Below are 17,856 nucleotides of genomic sequence, written 5' to 3' on the forward strand. Positions count from 1 at the left end.
GGACTATGGAACATCCGATTATTCAGATAAAAAATGCAATCACAGCATTGCTGAAAGGGATTGATCCGGATACCGATGTCTTTTACGAGGAAATAAAAGGCACGGAAGAAAAGCATGGGCTTGATGAACCAGAAACCTATTACTTCGTAGATATCATCCCGAATGGGAACGAGACAGTCGACAGATTTTTTACGGATATGGGAGTGTTGGTTGATATTGCTTACCACGAGAAAAGCGAGAGCAATACCGCCTATTTGATTAAAGGGGCAGAGATTGATGCGGTTGTCCGCCCGGTGTTCAGTTTTGGAGACAGGAACATAACCATCAATGATGCCAATATGAAAGTATCAGACCATGTGCTGCATTACAGTTTTACCATAAACTTCCGTCAGGCACGGGAGCAGACGAATGAGTTTGAACCGATGGGAGAGCTGGAAGTGGCTATTAGAAAAGGAGTGTGATTTAAATGAGTTTAGGATTACCGAGTTTTAGCATGATTTTCAGTGGAAAGGCAGTGTCTGCCATTGAAAGAAGTGCAAGGGGTATCGTTGCCATGATTCTCACGGACGGTACCGAAGGTGGAAAAGACTTGAATATTTACAAGAAGGTGGATGAGGTTGATTTTCAGAACTGGACAGAGCAGAACTACAACTATTTGAAGCTGGTGTTCGCTGGAGCTCCGTCTACTGTCATTACAATCCGCAGAGCAGAAAATGCAGAAGGGTACAATGCTGAACTTAAGAAGCTGAAAGATCTGAAATGGAACTACCTTACCATTCCCGGTCTTGGTTCTGCCGATACAACAACAATCTCAGCGTGGATCAAGCAGTACCGTGATGATGAGAGAAAGACCTTCAAGGCGGTTCTGGCACACTGCAAGGGAGATCATGAAGGAATCATCAATCTCACAACGGAGAATATCTCCACGACCATTACCGGAGCAAAGCATACTGCAGCTGAGTATTGTGCGAGAATTGCTGGGGTACTTGCAGGGCTTTCCCTTGCAAGAAGCAGCACATATTATGTATTGGACGATATTTCTGAAGCAGAAACTCCGGACGATCCGGATGATCGTATCAATGCTGGTGAGCTAGTCATTGTCTTTGATGGAAGGAAGTACAAGATTGGGCGAGGCGTGAACAGCCTTGTCAGTTTCACGACAGAAAAGACAGAGGATGTCCGTTTTATCAAGATTGTAGAAGGAATGGACTTATACATGGATGACATCAGGGAAACCTATGAGGAAAGCTATGTCGGCAAGATCATCAATGACTACGATGGAAAGCAGATGTTCGTGGCTGCCATTGGTGCTTACCACAAAGGGCTACTCGGCAATGTGCTGGATAAATCCTATGATAATGTGGTGGCGATTGATATCGATGCACAGCGTACTTATCTGGAGAGCAGAGGAATGGATACTTCCGAGATGGATGATATTGCAGTTGCTAAAGCTAACACCGGAACAAAGGTATTTATCACTAGCAATGTAAAGTTTGTAAACGCAATGGAAGATCTGAAAATGAATGTCAATATGTAGGAGGTAAACGGATATGGAAGTTATCAGAGGTAATAAGACTCTCTCCGGAACATGGGGAGAACTCTGGATCAACGGAGAGAAGATTTTTGAATTCTCCAAAATTGAAATGAAAGTAACTGCTAACCGTGAGGATGTGCAGCTGGGAATTGATGTGGACAGCAAGATTACCGGTCTGAAGGGCGAAGGTTCTTATACCGTGAAAAAGGTATATACCAGAGCAAAGGAAATCTTGGAGAACTGGAAAAAGGGCATGGATGTCCGTGCAGAGGTTATTGCGAAGCTGGCAGATCCTGATGCTGTTGGAGGTCAGATCGAACGCTGGGCTTGTGATAATGTATGGCACAATGAGATTCCGGTTGTGAACTGGGAGAAGGGTGGAATTATCGAGGAAGAAGTTTCTATCGGATTCACACCTTCTGATCTGCAGAACTTAGATGCTGTTGCGTAGGAGGTTGCTATGGAAAAAAATAAAGATGATATTTTCAAAGCCTTTACAGCGAAGGCTGTTCAGAGATTAAAGGATAAGAAGGTTACAAAGTACGAGACTTTATATGTTCCGAGCATTGACCAGAACATCAAGATCCGGAACCTGAACTATCCGGAAATTGTGGAATGCACGGAGATTGACGATAAGCAAGATCCGAACGCATCTGATAAGTATTGTATTTATCTGGCAGTTGTTGAGCCTGATTTAAAGGCGGTCGCAATGGAATTAAAGGATCAGGGCGAGATTAAGACCTATCCGGAAGTGGTTGATATTTTCGAGATGAGTGAGATTACATCCATTGCTACGGAAATTATGAAATTGTCCGGTGTGATCGGAAGTAAAAAAGTGACGGTTGTTGAAGAACAAAAAAACTCATAGACCAAGACGGTGAGTGTTATTTCCTGCATTATTATATTCAAAAAGGCTTCAAGCTGGAGTATCTACTCCAGCTTGGGGTGGAAGAAAAATGTTTCTATTATGCATCGATGTTAAAGAGCATTGAAGAACGTGAGCAGCTGTTTTCGGGAGGTGGAGGTGGCTAAATGAGTGTTGTAGGCAGTATTTCCATCCGGGATAATGCCAGTTCTGTGCTAAAGAGCATCCGACAAGAACAGACCGCCCTCCGGAAAGATGCAGCTGAAACGAGGAAAGAGCTGCAGCGTGCTTGGGATAAAACTTACACTGCTAAGATCAATACCGAATCGGCAACAAGAAAGACGGATGGACTAACCGGAAAGGTAAAGCAGTTAGGAAAAACAGTAATATCCCCAGTCATTAAGGCGAAGGATGCAGCCAGTGCGACAATAACAAAAGTCAGCAATGGAATTAAGACGGTTGGAAAAAAGGTGGCAACTCCGGTCATTAAGATAAAGGATTCTGCCACATCAAAAGTAAAATCAATAAAAAATGCATTAACGGGGGTGGCGAAAAAAGTAACCACACCCGTTATTAAATTGAAAGATGCAATCACTTCCAAAGTCACAAAGATAACTGGGAAGCTGAAAGCATTAGGGGGGAAGATTTTTTCTCCGATAGTAAAGCTGAAGGATGCCACAGCAAGTGGAATATCTTCTATCAGTGGCAAACTTAAGACCTTGGCAGCAACCGTGGCTATTCCGGTAACGATTGTAGCAACAGCGGTGGTCGGCGGTGCTGTAACGGAAGGAGCTGCACTGGAGCAGAGCATTGGTGGCGTGGAAACATTGTTCAAGGAGAATGCCAGTGTTGTTAAAGCCAATGCGGATGCAGCGTTTAAGACAGCCGGTCTATCTGCCAATGAGTATATGTCACAGGTCACAAGTTTTTCTGCATCACTTTTGAGCAGCTTGGGTGGTGATACCGCTAAGGCTGCAGAAGTTGCTGATATGGCTATGATTGACATGGCAGACAACGCAAATAAATTTGGTACCGACATGGAGTCTATCCAGAATGCGTATCAGGGATTTGCAAAGCAGAATTACACGATGCTGGATAATCTTAAGTTGGGATATGGCGGTACGCAGGAAGAAATGCAGAGACTGCTTCAGGATGCCAGCAAGATATCAGGTGTTAAGTATGATATCAGCAACTTGTCTGATGTTTACAGTGCTATTCATGTGATTCAGAATGAACTCGGAGTAACCGGAACAACCGCAAAAGAAGCCGGACAGACCTTTAGTGGTTCGTTCTCAGCGATGAAGGCAGCAACAAAGAACCTTCTTGGAAATATGGCGATTGGCGGGGATGTAACCGGATCGATGGAACAGTTGGTGGATAGTGCGTCGACATTCTTATTCGATAATGCGGTTCCGATGATTGGACGTGTATTCTCATCACTGCCAAGAGTGGTTAAAACTGGGGTTAAAAAAGCGGTACCGAAAATCAAGACGCTTGGAAGAGATATAGTGGTCGGATTGAAGGACGGGCTTAAGGAAATGTTCCCTTCAATGGCTCCGGTAATCGAAAACGGATTCAATGCTGCCATTACAGCTGTACCGGAATTTATTTCAGGAATTAAGAGTGTGGTTTCCACGCTGGGGTCTCTGGCTGCCGGGTTTGCACCGCTGATTCCGCAGCTTGTCTCGTTTGGTAGTGGTATGACTACTACCATCCAGCAGGTAGTCGGTGCGTGCGTACCGGCTCTAACAAGCATTATTTCCACTGTACAGACGATGCTACCGGTAATTCTCCCAGTAATCCAAACGGTGGTTTCCACGATAGGAAACATCATCGGTCAGGCAGCTCCGGTCATTGCCGGTCTAGTACAAGGTATCGGAACGGTGGTTTCTGCACTGGCTCCGGTATTCAGTACGATTTTCTCTGAAATCGGAGAAAAGGTTGGCAGTGTCATTTCATTTGTCAGTGAGAGGATGGGCTTTATTCAGGAAGTCATCGGAACGGTGGCTCCATTGATTGGGGACATCATCAGCACAGCTTGGGGAGTAATTTCTCCAGTAATTGACATTGTAATCAGCGTATTTGAGATTTTGTTTGGCGTGGTTCAAAAGGTATTCCCTGGCATCCAGTCAATTATCGAAACCGTGTGGGGAATCGTAAAGCCACTGGTGGAAGGAATCGGCAGCGTTATCGGAAAGATTGCAGGATGGTTTGGTTCTGTAGCAGATGCGATAACCGGTTCTGGAGGAGATTCCGGAACTGTTGGAGAAAACGCTGAAGGAGATAATAACTGGAAGGGCGGTTTGACATGGGTTGGCGAGAAAGGTGCCGAGCTTGTTGATTTGCCAAGAGGTTCCAGAATTCTTCCACACAAAGAGAGTGTTTCCCTGACGAAGCAGGGCAGTGGAGTTGTAAAAGACAGCACTGCCAACATCATGCAGAATACAGTTTTATCCGGTGGCGGTCAGGATCTGACTCCGATCATGATGATACTGACAAGCATTGATGAGAACCTGAAGCAGCTGGTGGACAGAATCAAGGGGAAAGAAAGCGGTCTTGAAGTTCCGGGTTCCGGAAAGACTAAAGGGACTGCAAAAGGATTTATTGGCAGCGTGACGGTTGCCATTGCAAAACTGGCAGATGAGATCATTGTCCGTGAGGATGCGGATATTGATGAAATTGCCGACAAGGTTGCAAAGAAAGTCGTGGAAGTAGTTGTAAACATGGGTTAGGAGGTGGTCTGATGAAAACCAGAGTAATTGAATTAAGCGTAAACAACAGGAAAGAAGTTATCGAGCTGCCAATCAATCCTCCTTCTGTGGAATTCACAGAAAAACAGTTGAATCAGGCGATAACCCTTCTAAACATAGGAGAAGCCAATCTGAAGGGAGAGCGAGGGCTTAAGTACACAAAGCTGTCGAGCTTCTTCCCTTCGGAGAAGTCTCCATTTTATAAGAATGCGAAAAAGAAGCCTGACAAATATGTAGCGATGCTTCAGGAATGGAAAACCACAAAAGCAGTGGTCAGGGTAATCATAAGCGATATGAAAATCAACCTCGCAATGCTGATTGATGATTTTACCTACTCTATGAGGGAAGGTGATGGGGATATTTACTATACCATTTCATTTTCCGAGTACCGGACATTGAATGTTCCATCTGTTCAGATTACAACGAAAGTACGGAATAATGGTCTTTTGTCGAGACCTGCACCTGCAGCTGCAGGTGGATCTTATACAGTGGTTGGAGGAGATACACTCTGGGGGATATCAAAACAGAAATACGGAAATGGAAGTTCATATCCTAAAATTTATAATGCAAACAATGGAACAATTGAGGCAAGTGCTAAAAAGCATGGAAAGTCCAGTTCTGATAATGGACACTGGATTTATCCGGGCGATGTGTACACAATTCCGGCATAGGTGGTGTTGAGATGAAATTACTGACTGTAGGAAAAGATATCAGCGAACTGATCGAGCAGATCAAGTGGTCTGGTGACACAAAGCAGGTCGCACGTACAATTCAATTCACAATTGCGAAGAATAAGAAGGACAAAGACTTTCCCACGGTTATCATTGACGAGGGTGCAGAAATCATCATGCAGGATGACAGTGGGAAGGATGTCTTTGGAGGCATTATTTTTGACATTGACAAGAGTGCCAGTTCCAAGGTGGAAACTTATCTGGCATACGATTTAATGTTCTATATCAATAATTCAGATGTCAACAAAATATTTGAAGGAACTCCGGAAACGATTGTTCCGGGGATCTGCACAGAACTCGGAATTGAAAGCGGAACGATGGCTGCAACGGGAGTGAATATATCTTCTATGCCATGCTTTGGCAAGAAAGCCTATGAAGCCATTATGATGGCATACACAGCTGCAGCAAAGCAGAATGGCAGCAAGTATATTCCGCTGATGACCAATATTAACAAAGTGAGTGTTTTGGAGAAGGGGACGCTTTGTGGGGCGGTTATGACCGGGGATTACAACCTGATTGAAGCAACCTATAAAAGCACCCTTCAAAAGCTCGTTAATAGGGTTTTAATAACAGATAAAAACAACAATGTCATAAAGACGGTGGAGGATGCAGCCTCGATCCAGAAGTATGGTTTGGTGCAGAGAGTGCTGAAACAGAATGATGGAGAGGATGCTACAACACAAGCCAAGAAGATGCTGGTAACAGTGGAGTCCTCGGCAACCGTGTCCGGAGTTCCAAATGATTTCCGTGCGGTATCAGGATACTCAATCATTGTGCAGGAAACTGACACCGGGCTTTATGGACAGTTTTACATTGAAAGTGACACACATACCTTTTCGTGCGGTAAGGCTCAGATGGATCTGACACTTGCCTTTGAGAACCTTATGGATGAAAGGGAGATTGAAGAGACTACATAAAGGCAGGAGGTGGAAAGGTGTCGACAAACAGAAATATTGTGGAAATGGTCGAGGCAATCAGAAAGGGAACTGGTGGTTGCAATAGTGCTGATGGAGTGGATGGTACCTATATGGCGGATGTGTTGTCGGTAAAACCACTGACAATCAAGATGCACAATACAACTATCACAAAGAACCTTTACATCAATCCGGCACTGATGCTGAATGCTTCGGATAGTGGCGAGGACATCAAAAAGCCATTTATTACACCTTTTGAACCGCAGGAGGCTTATGAGTTCCTGAAAGAGTTTCACGAGAAGTATGTGCTTAAGAAAGGGGACACGGTTGTGGTGCATATAACCGGATCCTCTTTTTATATAGCAGGAAAGGCGGTTAAGGCATGAGTATTTTTCCTTTTATTGATTCAACAAGCACAAGCACTGAGACGAATGACGAACTGCCAATGTTGAAGGAATATGCTTATGACTTCGAAAAGAACGAGCTGCTTCTGGATGAGGGAGGACGCACCTACATGGTGGAGGGAAATGAAGCACTCCGCATCTGGATATTTAAAGCCCTGTTCACGGAGCGATGTCATTATACCGCATATTCCTTTGCATTTGGCTCAGAAATTCAGGATCAGGTAATCGGACACTCCATGAACGTGGAGATTGTCAAACTGGAAATTGAACGCTTTATCATTGAAGCTCTTATGGTCAATCCATATATAAAGCGTTTGGATAATTTTATTTTTGAAAATACTTCTACCGGGATGACGGTGAGTTTTGACTGCACCAGCATTTATGGTTCAAACACAATTCTGGTTCCGGTGAGGGAGGTGAGAGTGTAATGGATTTTAGTGCTGAAGGAATACTGGCAAGGATGAAGGCTGCGTTGAAAAATGAGGATACCAAGATGGAAGGCAGCTTCTCAATGGATAATCTTCAGGCGGTGGCTGAGGAGCTTGCCCGGCTTGATGCCATGAGGATTGTTCCTCTGATGAATACCCTGACAGACAAAGAGGAGGATATGGGTACCAGCGGAAACGAGAGGCATTATGTGAGATGGGCAAAGGAAGCCACGGATGCAGAGGGTAATGTCATTGTGGGAAATGCAAAGGTGGACACACCAAGGGATGGAACCGGGCTTGTGTCGATTGCGATTCTTACAGTGGATGCCAAGCCACCAACGGAAGAACAGATTGCATTTGTCCAGGAATACATAAACAGTATGCGTCCGGTTGGAGCTGATCCGGTTGTGGATGCTGCGGAGAGCATTCCGATTGTTATTTTATGCAGCGTTGTGAAAATGTCCGGTTACACAGAAGAAACCGTGAAAACGCAGATCAGGAGCAAGATCGAGGAGTATTTCACTCAGATCGCTTTCCAAAGCGGAACAGTGTCTTTGAACTACTATAAAATCAGTAACATCATCAGTGGAGTGGATGGTGTGAAGGAAGTGGGAATCCTGAAGGTCAACGGAGCTCAGGACTCCATTACTGCAGAATACAACAAGTATTTTGCTCTGCAGGAGCTGACGGTCAATGTCACTGAATAACAGCCAAATGCTTCCAGCAAGAGTCCGCAATATGAGACAGATGAATGATGTCCTGAATGCCGAGGATATCATTCTGGCTGAAATAGAACGGATCATTGATGAGATGTACCAGAGAGCATCCTTACTCCACGAGGAGCTGATCAATGAAGAATGGCTGGAAAATAAACTGTCAGAGAGAACCGGAGCCGGTGTTGATGTTACCGGATATGCTGAGAAGTTGCTTGCGGAGATTGTTCTGGATGTGAGTGAGCTGCAGCATATCGATATGCCGGATGTCCGAAAGTTTTTGGATAAATGGGTACCGGCTCATCTGATGTATAAAATAATTCTGCTGCTGGACTACTCGGCAAGTATCGGAGAGGTCTTCTCGGTAACGGAAATGACAATCGGTTTTGATTCGCCTTACTGGAATGTCCGGAGGTTAAATGGAACATGGTTGCTGGATGGCACCTATAATCTGGGAGTCGGAAGAAAAACGGATGAATGGGGCATCAGCTACGATATGGGAGACGTCGAGGTTTTGGAAAGCGTAGAACTGGATGTGAGTGTATCTGCTACATCACAGCTGCAGGAGATGTTTACTGATGCCGGAGTGGTTATCGGCTTTGACTCGCCTTACTGGAATGTCCGGAGATTGAATGGAACATGGCAGATGGATGGCAGCTATGAGCTGAATGTGTTAAGAAAACCAGATACATACGGTCTGGCAATTGACTTGGGGAATACCAATATCGAGGAAATGACACCGGGAGGTGTTGTTATAAAGAAAGACTTGTGGCTGCTGGATGGCAGCTATCAGTTAAATGGAACAAGGATATTAGATGCCATAAGGCGAGAGGAGGAATTGTAAAATGGCAGAGAACCTTACACAGAATCAGATTATTACAATTGCAGGAAGGAAAAAGATGCTGAGAGCCAGAGCTGGAGAAATCCAGCTGCCTAAGATTGTGGGCTTTGTATTTGGTGATGGTGGTGTGGATGCGGATGGAAATGTTATCGCACCGCTGGAGGCAGAATCAGAACTGAAGAACGAATTGCTCAGAAAGAAATACGATACTTACACCATGTTGAGCGATACGAAGTGCAAGTATGAATGTGAGCTAAAGGAGAGTGAGCTTCCGGGTGCTGCGATTAGCGAAATCGGACTCTATGATGCGGATGGGGATATCGTTACCATCAAGCGTTTTACCGCAAAAGGAAAGGATGCGGATATCAGCATGACTTTCTATATCAACGATACATTTTAGGGAGGCAGGACATGGCGAAGAATTTAACGATTCAGGATGAGCCGGTTTACAACGAACAGATGGAGGTTTTGGAGCCTACCACACCGGCACATGCAGATTACTTTAATGAGCGATATGCCCAGCTTCTCAACAACGGAAAAGCCAACCGCAGGGATGCGAAGATCTTTGAGGATGACGTGAACGGTGGGAAGATGCGATTAGGCATGGAAAACGGTCATTTATATTATGAGGAACTGTAAAAATAACGTATTACGTTATAATCTAACAAAATAAGCAAATATAAAACGTAAAGTGTTATATTATGCTGGAAACGAGGTAGAAAATGTCGAAAAAGGTTTTTATTGCAGAGCAGGAAACACTGCTTGAAGTGCAGGAGCAGGTGGAAAAGCTGGTGAGAAATCTGGTACCGGATGATGCACCGATTTATGGAATGGTTATCCATGAAGCTTCCGACCTGAATCCGTCCACAAGAGTGGAGTACCTTGGTGCGAACAAGGACTTTACACCTATGAGCATGAACATGAGCACGCACGCCATGAATTATGGCTCATGGGCTGACTGGGACTGGCTGAAAGCCAATGTACCGGTTATGTGTAATTGGGATGGAGGTATTGATTACTTCTTAGATCCGGACGATTATACGAAGAAAGCGGATGGAACGAACTCTGATGCGGCTAATATTGATTATGCCGGTGATGCGATGGCAATCGTAAAGAAAATCTACAAGAAGGAATATAAGGTTGGAAATGACCGCTATGTATATTTCTGTGAAAGAAAAGTGGATGATGATTTCCATGCAGTAGGATTTAATGTACTTGGAAAAGAAAGAGATTATATGCTGATCCCGATGTTCTATGGCTCCATTGATTCCAATGGAAAGATGAGAAGTATTGCAGGGCAGTGGAGCTGCTTAACAGCCTCCGGTTCAGCTGCAGACAATGCAACCGGAAAAGCAATCGGGACTGCCGAGCAGTATACAGCAATTCAGGCAGCATCCAGCAAAGCTCTTTTCTTTGGCGGTGCATTAACGAATACATTGGCAGACATCTGTATTCTGCTGAGCAAGAGCACCGACTCTCAGACTGCTTTTGGATCAGGCATGTGTTCTACCTACGTTGAAGATAAAACACAACATTACGGAACGAAAATCAATACAGTCATTGGCGGAGGACAGTTTTATGGTTCTAATGATAATAAGTCCTTCAATAAGATTTTCCATAGCTGCGTTATGGGGAGTTATATGCTGTGGCAGAGAGATCCGTATATGCTCCTGATTAACGGAAGAATAAAGGTGTCCCCGGATTATACCTATGACTTAACCGGGGCTAAATATCTGGATACTGGAGTGAATTTGGCAAAAAACGGATATTATGCAACAACTCAGGTGGTAAAGGATTTTGGTGCAGTGCCAAATGATGAAATCGCATGCAGTTCTGCTACTGGATACTGTGATCACACTTGGGTGAACGCAGAAATAACGGCGGTTTCGCTGCGGTTCGGCAATTGCGGCAGCGGTGCTACTGGCGGGCTCTGGGCTCGCGCACTGCACGTTGTCGCTGCTAACGCCTGGTGGGACTGCGGGGCGTCCAAACTTCTTCCAGCACCTGCTGCAGCGTAAGCTGCAGATAGGGGGTTTGGGGGTCTTCCCCCAACTGCTTTGTATAAAATATAGGAATGATTTTTTAAAGATCTTGAGGGGCTATCGGAACTCCCTCTCCGGCGGTTTCGCTGCGGTTCGGCAATTGCAACAACGGTGCTAATGACGGGCTCTGGGCTCGCACACTGAACAATGTCGCTGCTAACGCCTGGTGGAACTACGGGGCGTCCTGATTCTATCAAGAAACTATAAGTCCAAAATGTTACCGATAGTCATATACACCGCAGACAGTTGAAATACTGCTATATCCGCCTTTACAGGTTTTGGTGAGTGGAAATTATTCCGGTCAGGAGCTGCAAGTAGTAAGTAATGTTCGAAAGCGGCGAGGAGATAGAAGATAAAATGCATAAGTTCAAATATGACATTGAAAAAGAGACCGGCATTCCTTGGAAGAAAAAGAAAAGTTACAGATATTTATACACGCTGGCTTGCCAAAAGGGTGTTATCCTTCGGGCATTTAAGCGGATGAAGCGTGGAAAAAGTGACAGAAAAGATATTCAAATGGTGGAGGAAGATTTAGATGGATGGGTTGAGAAAATACAGAAAATTATCCAGAATACGAAGCCAGCCGGATGGAAGGTGGAAAATCCGGAACTGGAATTTAAACCACCAAAGCATAACCCGGTTATTATAAAAGAAGCTGGGAAAACAAGGGTCATATATGTACCGACAATGGTTGAATTGTGGATACAGCACGTTATTGTGCTAATTCTGGAGCCGATTATTCAAGGGAGCAGTTACCATCACAGCTATTCGTCTTTTCCCAAGCGTGGATCACATCGGGGAATGAAAGCGATGAAAAGATGGATTCAGTCTGGGAAAGGTATCCGGAATTTTGCACAGTGCGATATCCGACATTTTTATGACCATGCAAAGTATAAGTTTATCCGACCAAAACTGTTAAAACGTATCAAAGATGCTTTATTTATGTATCTGATAGATGTGTGCCTGACATGGTTTCCAGATAAGCTGCCACTGGGCTTTTATTTGTCACAGTGGCTGGCAAACTTTCTCCTGCAGGGGCTGGATTTTCTGATAAAGTGCAAGCTGAAAATAGCACACTTTATCCGGTATATGGATAATTTCACGATGGCAGATGATAATAAAAAGAAGCTGCACATGGCGATTATATTCATTAAGCAGTGGCTTGGAAAAATCAGGCTGAAAATGAAAGGTGACTGGCAGGTGTTCCGGTTTGAGTACATTAAAAAGAATGGCAGGAGAACCGGCAGGGAAGTATCGGCAATGGGCTGGCTGTTCTATCGAAATCGGGTAATCATAAGAAAGCATACGCTGATACATATTGCGAGGATAGCAAGGAAACTCAATAAAAAGAAGATGGAAAAGAAGAAATATCCATTAAGGCTCTGCAAGGGTTTTATTTCCCTGATGGGCTGGATAACACACTCTGACACCTATGAGTGGTATCTGATGTATATTAAGCCACTTATAAGCGTGAGGGCGATCAAACGCATCATATCTAAAATGGACAAGGAGGCAAATAAAAATGCAAGGATGGAAAACAGAGAATTGCTCCTCACTGCCTGAAACGTTGGAAATGGTAAATGCCAATACTTACATCCAGAGAAGAAATATCAATCGTATCGAACGAGACAGTATGGATGGCAGCGAAGAGAAAGAAGTGGGCTATACATGCGAGTATCGTTTCCTGAGTGAAGAAGAGTATTATAATCTGATCCAGCAGGAAGAGAACACTGAAAAAGTAAACGAGAACATTCTGATCAGCATGGGAGCACAGGCAGAACTCTATGAAAAACTGCTCGCAACAGAAGAAAATCAGCTCATTATTATGAACGCAGTAGCGGAACTGTATGAAGCAAAGACGGGAGGTAATTAAGATGTTGGAACTGTATATTAAATTAGTAAAGGCTGGAAAAAGAACAATCGACAGTATTCCGGAGAAATTCAGGGACGATGTAAGAGCAGCAATCGAAGCTGCAGAAGATGCTGCGGAATAAACGATGAAATGCCGGAAAGGGTGGCTTTATGAATCTGTTGGCGGTGATAGACCTGTTGTGTGACATCACTACTCAGCAATCGGATCTGCTGAGAAAACTCGTGACTGAATTAGAACACACAAAGCAGGTTTCCCAAGAGGTCAAATCGTATTACAGGGAGGCTTTTGAAAACATAGAAAAGCAGTTGGATGTCAGTGAGTATAACTGTAGAAGAATTGAATAGTTGATAAACATTCAGGAAAATGTTGACGGGGTTTTTCTTGTAAATGAGGAGTCTGAAACAAGGCTCCTTTTTGAATGCAGCAAAGGTGTTTAAAAGGGCTTTCAAAGCCCTTTTTTAAATACAAAAAAATATGGAAGGAGACGCAGAAAATGGCAAGTTTAAGCAATGCAGTAACTATTATCGTGGTATTCGCAATCCTGATCCAGTTCCTTGTGGACAGAGTGAAGGAGCTTGTGGGTGACAAGGTAATGAACATCGTTAAGGCACCGGTATGGGCGGTAGCTTTCGGAGCGCTTTTTGCTTTGATGTTCGACATTGATTTCTTTGCTTTGATGGGCTACAGTTCACAGCTGCCTATTATTGCAAAGGTGATTACCGGCTTAATTCTTTCCTCCGGCTCTACCGGAGTACATGAGCTGGTAGCCAAGTTAAGGGAAAGCAGAGTGGACAGTTAGGAGGTACACAATGGGAAAGAAACGTATTTGTTTAGATCCAGGGCATTATGGAGAGAAATATAATGCCGGGGTCGTTTCTGGATATTATGAATCAGCGACAGTCTGGAAACTGACACAGTATGAGAAGGAATATCTGGAGCAGATGGGAATTGAGGTTCTCGTAACCAGAAGTAATATCAATGAGAATCCGGATCTGACAGCCAGAGGAAAAATGGCTGCCGGATGCGATCTGTTTGTGAGCAACCACACAAATGCCTGTGGTACTGAGGTAGTAAACAGAGCAGTGGCGATTCATTTTACAGATCGTAATGAAACCTTGGTTGATGATCAGTCCAGAGAATTTGCAGCACAGATTGCAAAGGTTATCCAGAACACAATGGGCGTGGACGGATATCAGATTTATTCGAGATTATCCGACAATGACAGAGATGGAAATGGAAAGAAAGACGATAACTACTATGGAGTGCTGAATGGCAGCTTCTTAGCCGGAGTTCCGGGCGTTATCGCAGAACATTCTTTCCATACAAATACTGAAGCTTGTAAATGGCTGATGGATGATAGCAATCTTCGTAAGCTGGCGAAGGCGTGTGCAGAATGCATGGCATCCTTTGTGGGTGCATCTGTGACAGTGGATACCGGTATTCAGGCGGTAGAGTTTGCGAATATGGCAGATACTGATATCGTGAAGCGAGTTGGCGAGTTATGTACTGCTGATATGAAGAACACCGGCATCCTTGCCTCTGTGTCAGCAGCACAGTTTATTCTGGAATCAGGATATGGAAAATCAGTGCTCGCACAGATGGCAAATAACTGCTTTGGAATGAAGTGCTCGTTATCCGGAAACACTTGGTCTGGAAGCTCATGGGACGGAACGAGTGAATATACCAAGGAGACGAAGGAATATGTAAATGGAGAGTATGTAACGGTTACAGCTGCATTCAGGGCATATCCGAATGTCGAAGCATCTATTGCTGATCATTCCGCATACCTGCTGGGTGCAAAGAAAGGCGAAGCACTTAGATACGCTGGTTTGAAAGGCGAGAAGGATTACAAGAAAGCGGTTCAGATCATCAAGGACGGTGGCTATGCAACTGCTCCGGATTATGTTAACAAGGTGTGCAGTATCATTGAAAAATACAATCTCACCGCTTATGATCAGCAGAAACAGACAACAGCAGAAAGCTGGTATCGTGTCAGAAAGAACTGGAGCGATGCCAAGAGCCAGATTGGAGCGTACCATTCGCTTGAATATGCAAAGACTTGTGTAGACAAGAATCCTGGTTACAGTGTGTTTGATGAAGCAGGTGTAAATGTATATCCTGAAAATGTGTTTGCTCCTTATATGGTGCGTGTGAAAATCAGCGATTTGAAGATGAGACTTGGAGCAACCATTGACACTGCTTCTGTTGGTCACATCCCGGTGGGCTCGTATACCATTGTGGAGGAAAAGTATGGAAAGGTAAGCAAATCCGGTGAGGAAGGCTTGTGGGGACGTATTAAGTCTGAACAGCCTTACAACGGAAAATATGTTCCGGTCTGGATCTGCCTTTCTTATACCGAGAAAGTGTAATAGGAATGAGTTTTGTCCGGGGGCTGAAATGCTCCCGGATTACCTGATTGAATGCCCCAACATTGAAAATCAGGAGGAAGAAGAATGAACAGTTTTATTGCATGGATTGGTGGAAAAAGGTTGCTTAGAAAGGCGATTATTGAAAGGTTCCCAGAGGAAGGCTTTGACAGATACATTGAGGTGTTTGGTGGAGCCGGATGGGTGCTGTTTGGCAAGGAAGTGGGAAAAGAACTGGAAGTATTTAATGATGCAGACAGCAACCTTATCAATTTGTACCGCTGCATCAAATACCACTGTGAGGAACTGCAGAAGGAACTTAACTGGCTGGCAATTTCAAGGGAACAGTTCTTTGACAATAAGAGCCAGCTGAATGCCAGAGGGCTTACAGATATCCAGAGGGCAGCACGATACTTTCATATTATAAAGGTGAGTTTCGGAGCTGACAGAAAGACCTTCGGAACGAATAAGAAAAACCTTACAAATTCGATTGAATATCTGGCAGAGGTGCAGGAGCGTTTGAAAAATGTGGTCATTGAGAACAGGGATTTTGAAAGCCTGATCCGGGTGTATGACAGACCGGGAGCATTGTTTTACTTAGATCCGCCATATCATGGCACCGAGAAATATTATGAAGGAGGGTTTTCACATGATGACCATATTCGTTTAAAGACCGTTTTAGATGGGATTAAAGGAAAGTTTATTCTTTCCTATAATGATGATGAATTTATCCGTGATTTATATAAGGATTATCACATCGAGGGAATAAGCAGGAACAGCAATCTAACGAACAAACTGAATGCTGATACATTCGATGAAGTAATCATCAAAAACTTTTAAACATTATTTTTTTTAGGGTATAAATAACGCAATACGTTATATTCTAACAAAACAATATTTAAAATTATGCCTCGTGATAAACTAAATAAAGGGGCATAAAATCATGGTTAAAATTCATCTATCAAGACTGCTTGGCGAGAAAAGATGGACTCAGAAGGATTTGGCTGATGCTACTGGGATTCGTCCGTCAACTATCAACGAATGGTATCATGAGCTTGTTCCTCGTTTGAATGTAGACCACATAGATAAAATCTGCGAGGCTTTAGACTGTACGATAACTGATCTATTGGAATACATACCAAATGAACGGAAGACGACTGGAAAATACTTGATTCTTGAAGAACATGGAAATCGTAAGCAGAAAAAAGAAAAAGACTAAGCCACGAAAGGACGTTTGAAAGGTTATTAAATATCTTTCAAGCGTCCTTTTTTAAATTCCTTTTTAAAAGTGGTTTTTGTATTTTATACGAAAAAATTTTGTGTTTTGTGCGCAAAGCAACACAGGAAGATTTTCAAAAAGCAATTAATTCATAATGACCTGATGAAAATGAGAGAAAAATGGCTGAATGCCAGTATTTATCTTAATCCCCAATTTCTTACCTGTCGATTCCCAATGGCAGATTTGCCTTTGGTACAGACTTGAAATTTACCAAAGTTTTTACCAAAATTGATGACAAAAATATGCAAAGATATGCCAAAATATGCCAGAATAAGTGAAAAATGAAGAAAGGTAAAAAGGCTTGAAAAGCCCGAAAATACTGGAAATATGAGAAAAATCAAGATTTTATTTGTTTGCCACGGCAACATCTGCCGTTCCCCAATGGCCGAATTTATATTAAAAGATATGGTATCAAAGCGTGGTATAGCCGACCAATTTGAGATCGCTTCCGCTGCCACAAGCACCGAAGAAATCTGGAACGGCACCGGCAACCCGATCTATCCGCCGGCGCAGGCGGAGTTGAGGAAACATGGAATTGGGAAAACGCCATACACAGACTTTTCTGAAAAACGTGCAAAACAGGTAACAAAAGAAGATTACAGGTATTATGACTATCTGCTCTGTGCAGATGCAAACAATATCAAAAACACCATCCGGATTACAGGGCAGGATGTAGACAGCAAGATAAAACTGCTTTTGGACTTTTCCACAGATACAAAAAGAAAAGGCAGATCCATATCAGATCCCTGGTATTCCGGCAGATTTGATGAAACCTACGAAGATGTCGTAGCCGGCTGTGAGGGGCTGCTTGCACATCTGAAAGAAACAGGACAGATCTGATTAAAAATTTCATAAATAAATATCCCCAAAAAACAGTGTTTATATTGATACGGAACACTGTTTTTTTTGTCAAATTATTATTTGAAAATATTTTCGTATATTTTCGTTAAAAGTCAATATCCGAATAATATATAAAAATCGATTCGTAAAATTGGTGAAAGAGACGAAAATTAAAAGAATATACAAAAAGAACTTGTTCAAATCAACGAATGAATGTATGCTATAGAGGTACGAAAAAAAACGAAATTTAAAGGAGGGGAACAGAAAATGTATAAG

22 protein-coding genes are annotated in these 17,856 nt (G+C 43.4%); all 22 read left to right on the top strand.

Annotated elements, in window-relative coordinates; all coding sequences use genetic code 11:
• The first annotated feature begins 5 nt into the window (after nucleotides 1-5).
• The 22 genes from ACDD58_RS11460 (at nucleotide 6) to ACDD58_RS11565 (ending at nucleotide 17,580) form a co-directional block, all read left to right on the top strand.
• Entirely contained in the window at nucleotides 6-461 is a 456-nt protein-coding gene (locus ACDD58_RS11460; protein ID WP_107435404.1) for a DUF6838 family protein, read from the top strand.
• A 5-nt stretch (nucleotides 462-466) separates the two neighbouring features.
• A complete protein-coding gene (locus ACDD58_RS11465) occupies nucleotides 467-1,537 on the top strand; it encodes a phage tail sheath subtilisin-like domain-containing protein (RefSeq protein ID WP_370777534.1) in 1,071 nt (356 codons plus the stop codon).
• 13 nt (nucleotides 1,538-1,550) lie between these two features.
• Nucleotides 1,551-1,985, top strand: a complete 435-nt coding sequence (locus tag ACDD58_RS11470; RefSeq protein ID WP_107435406.1) for a phage tail tube protein — start codon at nucleotides 1,551-1,553, stop codon at nucleotides 1,983-1,985.
• Between the two features lie 9 nt (nucleotides 1,986-1,994).
• The gene (locus ACDD58_RS11475) at nucleotides 1,995-2,402 is read left to right on the top strand and encodes a hypothetical protein (protein WP_107435407.1); all 408 of its coding nucleotides are present in this window, start codon (nucleotides 1,995-1,997) and stop codon (nucleotides 2,400-2,402) included.
• A gap of 164 nt (nucleotides 2,403-2,566) precedes the next feature.
• Nucleotides 2,567-5,131 carry a hypothetical protein gene (locus ACDD58_RS11480; protein WP_370777536.1) on the top strand — a complete coding sequence of 855 codons (2,565 nt, stop codon included), beginning with the start codon at nucleotides 2,567-2,569 and terminating at the stop codon, nucleotides 5,129-5,131.
• A gap of 11 nt (nucleotides 5,132-5,142) precedes the next feature.
• Entirely contained in the window at nucleotides 5,143-5,820 is a 678-nt protein-coding gene (locus ACDD58_RS11485; RefSeq protein WP_107435409.1) for a LysM peptidoglycan-binding domain-containing protein, read from the top strand.
• An 11-nt stretch (nucleotides 5,821-5,831) separates the two neighbouring features.
• Complete coding sequence (locus tag ACDD58_RS11490; RefSeq protein ID WP_370777538.1) at nucleotides 5,832-6,797, top strand: hypothetical protein; 966 nt, start codon at nucleotides 5,832-5,834, stop codon at nucleotides 6,795-6,797.
• A 17-nt stretch (nucleotides 6,798-6,814) separates the two neighbouring features.
• Nucleotides 6,815-7,180, top strand: a complete 366-nt coding sequence (locus tag ACDD58_RS11495) for a hypothetical protein (protein ID WP_370777539.1) — start codon at nucleotides 6,815-6,817, stop codon at nucleotides 7,178-7,180.
• Nucleotides 7,177-7,626: a DUF2634 domain-containing protein gene (locus ACDD58_RS11500; RefSeq protein ID WP_107435412.1), complete on the top strand. Its 450-nt coding sequence runs from the start codon at nucleotides 7,177-7,179 to the stop codon at nucleotides 7,624-7,626. Before ACDD58_RS11495 ends, ACDD58_RS11500 begins: the two co-directional genes overlap by 4 nt.
• Nucleotides 7,626-8,333 (top strand): baseplate J/gp47 family protein, encoded by a 708-nt coding sequence (locus ACDD58_RS11505; RefSeq protein ID WP_107435413.1) that lies wholly within the window; start codon nucleotides 7,626-7,628, stop codon nucleotides 8,331-8,333. The genes ACDD58_RS11500 and ACDD58_RS11505 overlap by 1 nt, the downstream gene beginning before the upstream one ends.
• A complete protein-coding gene (locus ACDD58_RS11510; RefSeq protein WP_370777540.1) occupies nucleotides 8,320-9,183 on the top strand; it encodes a hypothetical protein in 864 nt (287 codons plus the stop codon). The genes ACDD58_RS11505 and ACDD58_RS11510 overlap by 14 nt, the downstream gene beginning before the upstream one ends.
• 1 nt (nucleotide 9,184) lies before the next feature.
• A complete protein-coding gene (locus tag ACDD58_RS11515) occupies nucleotides 9,185-9,580 on the top strand; it encodes a phage tail protein (protein WP_107435415.1) in 396 nt (131 codons plus the stop codon).
• Between the two features lie 11 nt (nucleotides 9,581-9,591).
• Entirely contained in the window at nucleotides 9,592-9,819 is a 228-nt protein-coding gene (locus ACDD58_RS11520; RefSeq protein ID WP_107435416.1) for a hypothetical protein, read from the top strand.
• An 83-nt stretch (nucleotides 9,820-9,902) separates the two neighbouring features.
• Nucleotides 9,903-11,198 (top strand): hypothetical protein, encoded by a 1,296-nt coding sequence (locus ACDD58_RS11525; RefSeq protein WP_370777542.1) that lies wholly within the window; start codon nucleotides 9,903-9,905, stop codon nucleotides 11,196-11,198.
• A 381-nt stretch (nucleotides 11,199-11,579) separates the two neighbouring features.
• Nucleotides 11,580-12,785, top strand: coding sequence for a reverse transcriptase domain-containing protein (locus tag ACDD58_RS11530; protein ID WP_370777543.1), 1,206 nt, complete (start codon nucleotides 11,580-11,582; stop codon nucleotides 12,783-12,785).
• The gene (locus ACDD58_RS11535; RefSeq protein ID WP_107435419.1) at nucleotides 12,745-13,095 is read left to right on the top strand and encodes a hypothetical protein; all 351 of its coding nucleotides are present in this window, start codon (nucleotides 12,745-12,747) and stop codon (nucleotides 13,093-13,095) included. The genes ACDD58_RS11530 and ACDD58_RS11535 overlap by 41 nt, the downstream gene beginning before the upstream one ends.
• A 1-nt stretch (nucleotide 13,096) precedes the next feature.
• Entirely contained in the window at nucleotides 13,097-13,216 is a 120-nt protein-coding gene (locus ACDD58_RS11540) for a CD1375 family protein (RefSeq protein ID WP_206197008.1), read from the top strand.
• Between the two features lie 372 nt (nucleotides 13,217-13,588).
• Nucleotides 13,589-13,894, top strand: a complete 306-nt coding sequence (locus tag ACDD58_RS11545; protein ID WP_107435421.1) for a hypothetical protein — start codon at nucleotides 13,589-13,591, stop codon at nucleotides 13,892-13,894.
• 10 nt (nucleotides 13,895-13,904) lie between these two features.
• The gene (locus tag ACDD58_RS11550; RefSeq protein ID WP_370777545.1) at nucleotides 13,905-15,464 is read left to right on the top strand and encodes a glucosaminidase domain-containing protein; all 1,560 of its coding nucleotides are present in this window, start codon (nucleotides 13,905-13,907) and stop codon (nucleotides 15,462-15,464) included.
• 84 nt (nucleotides 15,465-15,548) lie between these two features.
• Nucleotides 15,549-16,301 carry a DNA adenine methylase gene (locus ACDD58_RS11555; protein WP_107435423.1) on the top strand — a complete coding sequence of 251 codons (753 nt, stop codon included), beginning with the start codon at nucleotides 15,549-15,551 and terminating at the stop codon, nucleotides 16,299-16,301.
• A gap of 103 nt (nucleotides 16,302-16,404) precedes the next feature.
• A complete protein-coding gene (locus tag ACDD58_RS11560) occupies nucleotides 16,405-16,680 on the top strand; it encodes a helix-turn-helix transcriptional regulator (protein ID WP_107435424.1) in 276 nt (91 codons plus the stop codon).
• 441 nt (nucleotides 16,681-17,121) lie between these two features.
• Nucleotides 17,122-17,580: a low molecular weight protein-tyrosine-phosphatase gene (locus ACDD58_RS11565; RefSeq protein WP_370777548.1), complete on the top strand. Its 459-nt coding sequence runs from the start codon at nucleotides 17,122-17,124 to the stop codon at nucleotides 17,578-17,580.
• Nucleotides 17,581-17,856 lie beyond the last annotated feature (276 nt).

It is taken from the genome of Roseburia sp. (assembly GCF_041325975.1).
GTDB lineage: Bacteria > Bacillota > Clostridia > Lachnospirales > Lachnospiraceae > Roseburia > Roseburia rectibacter.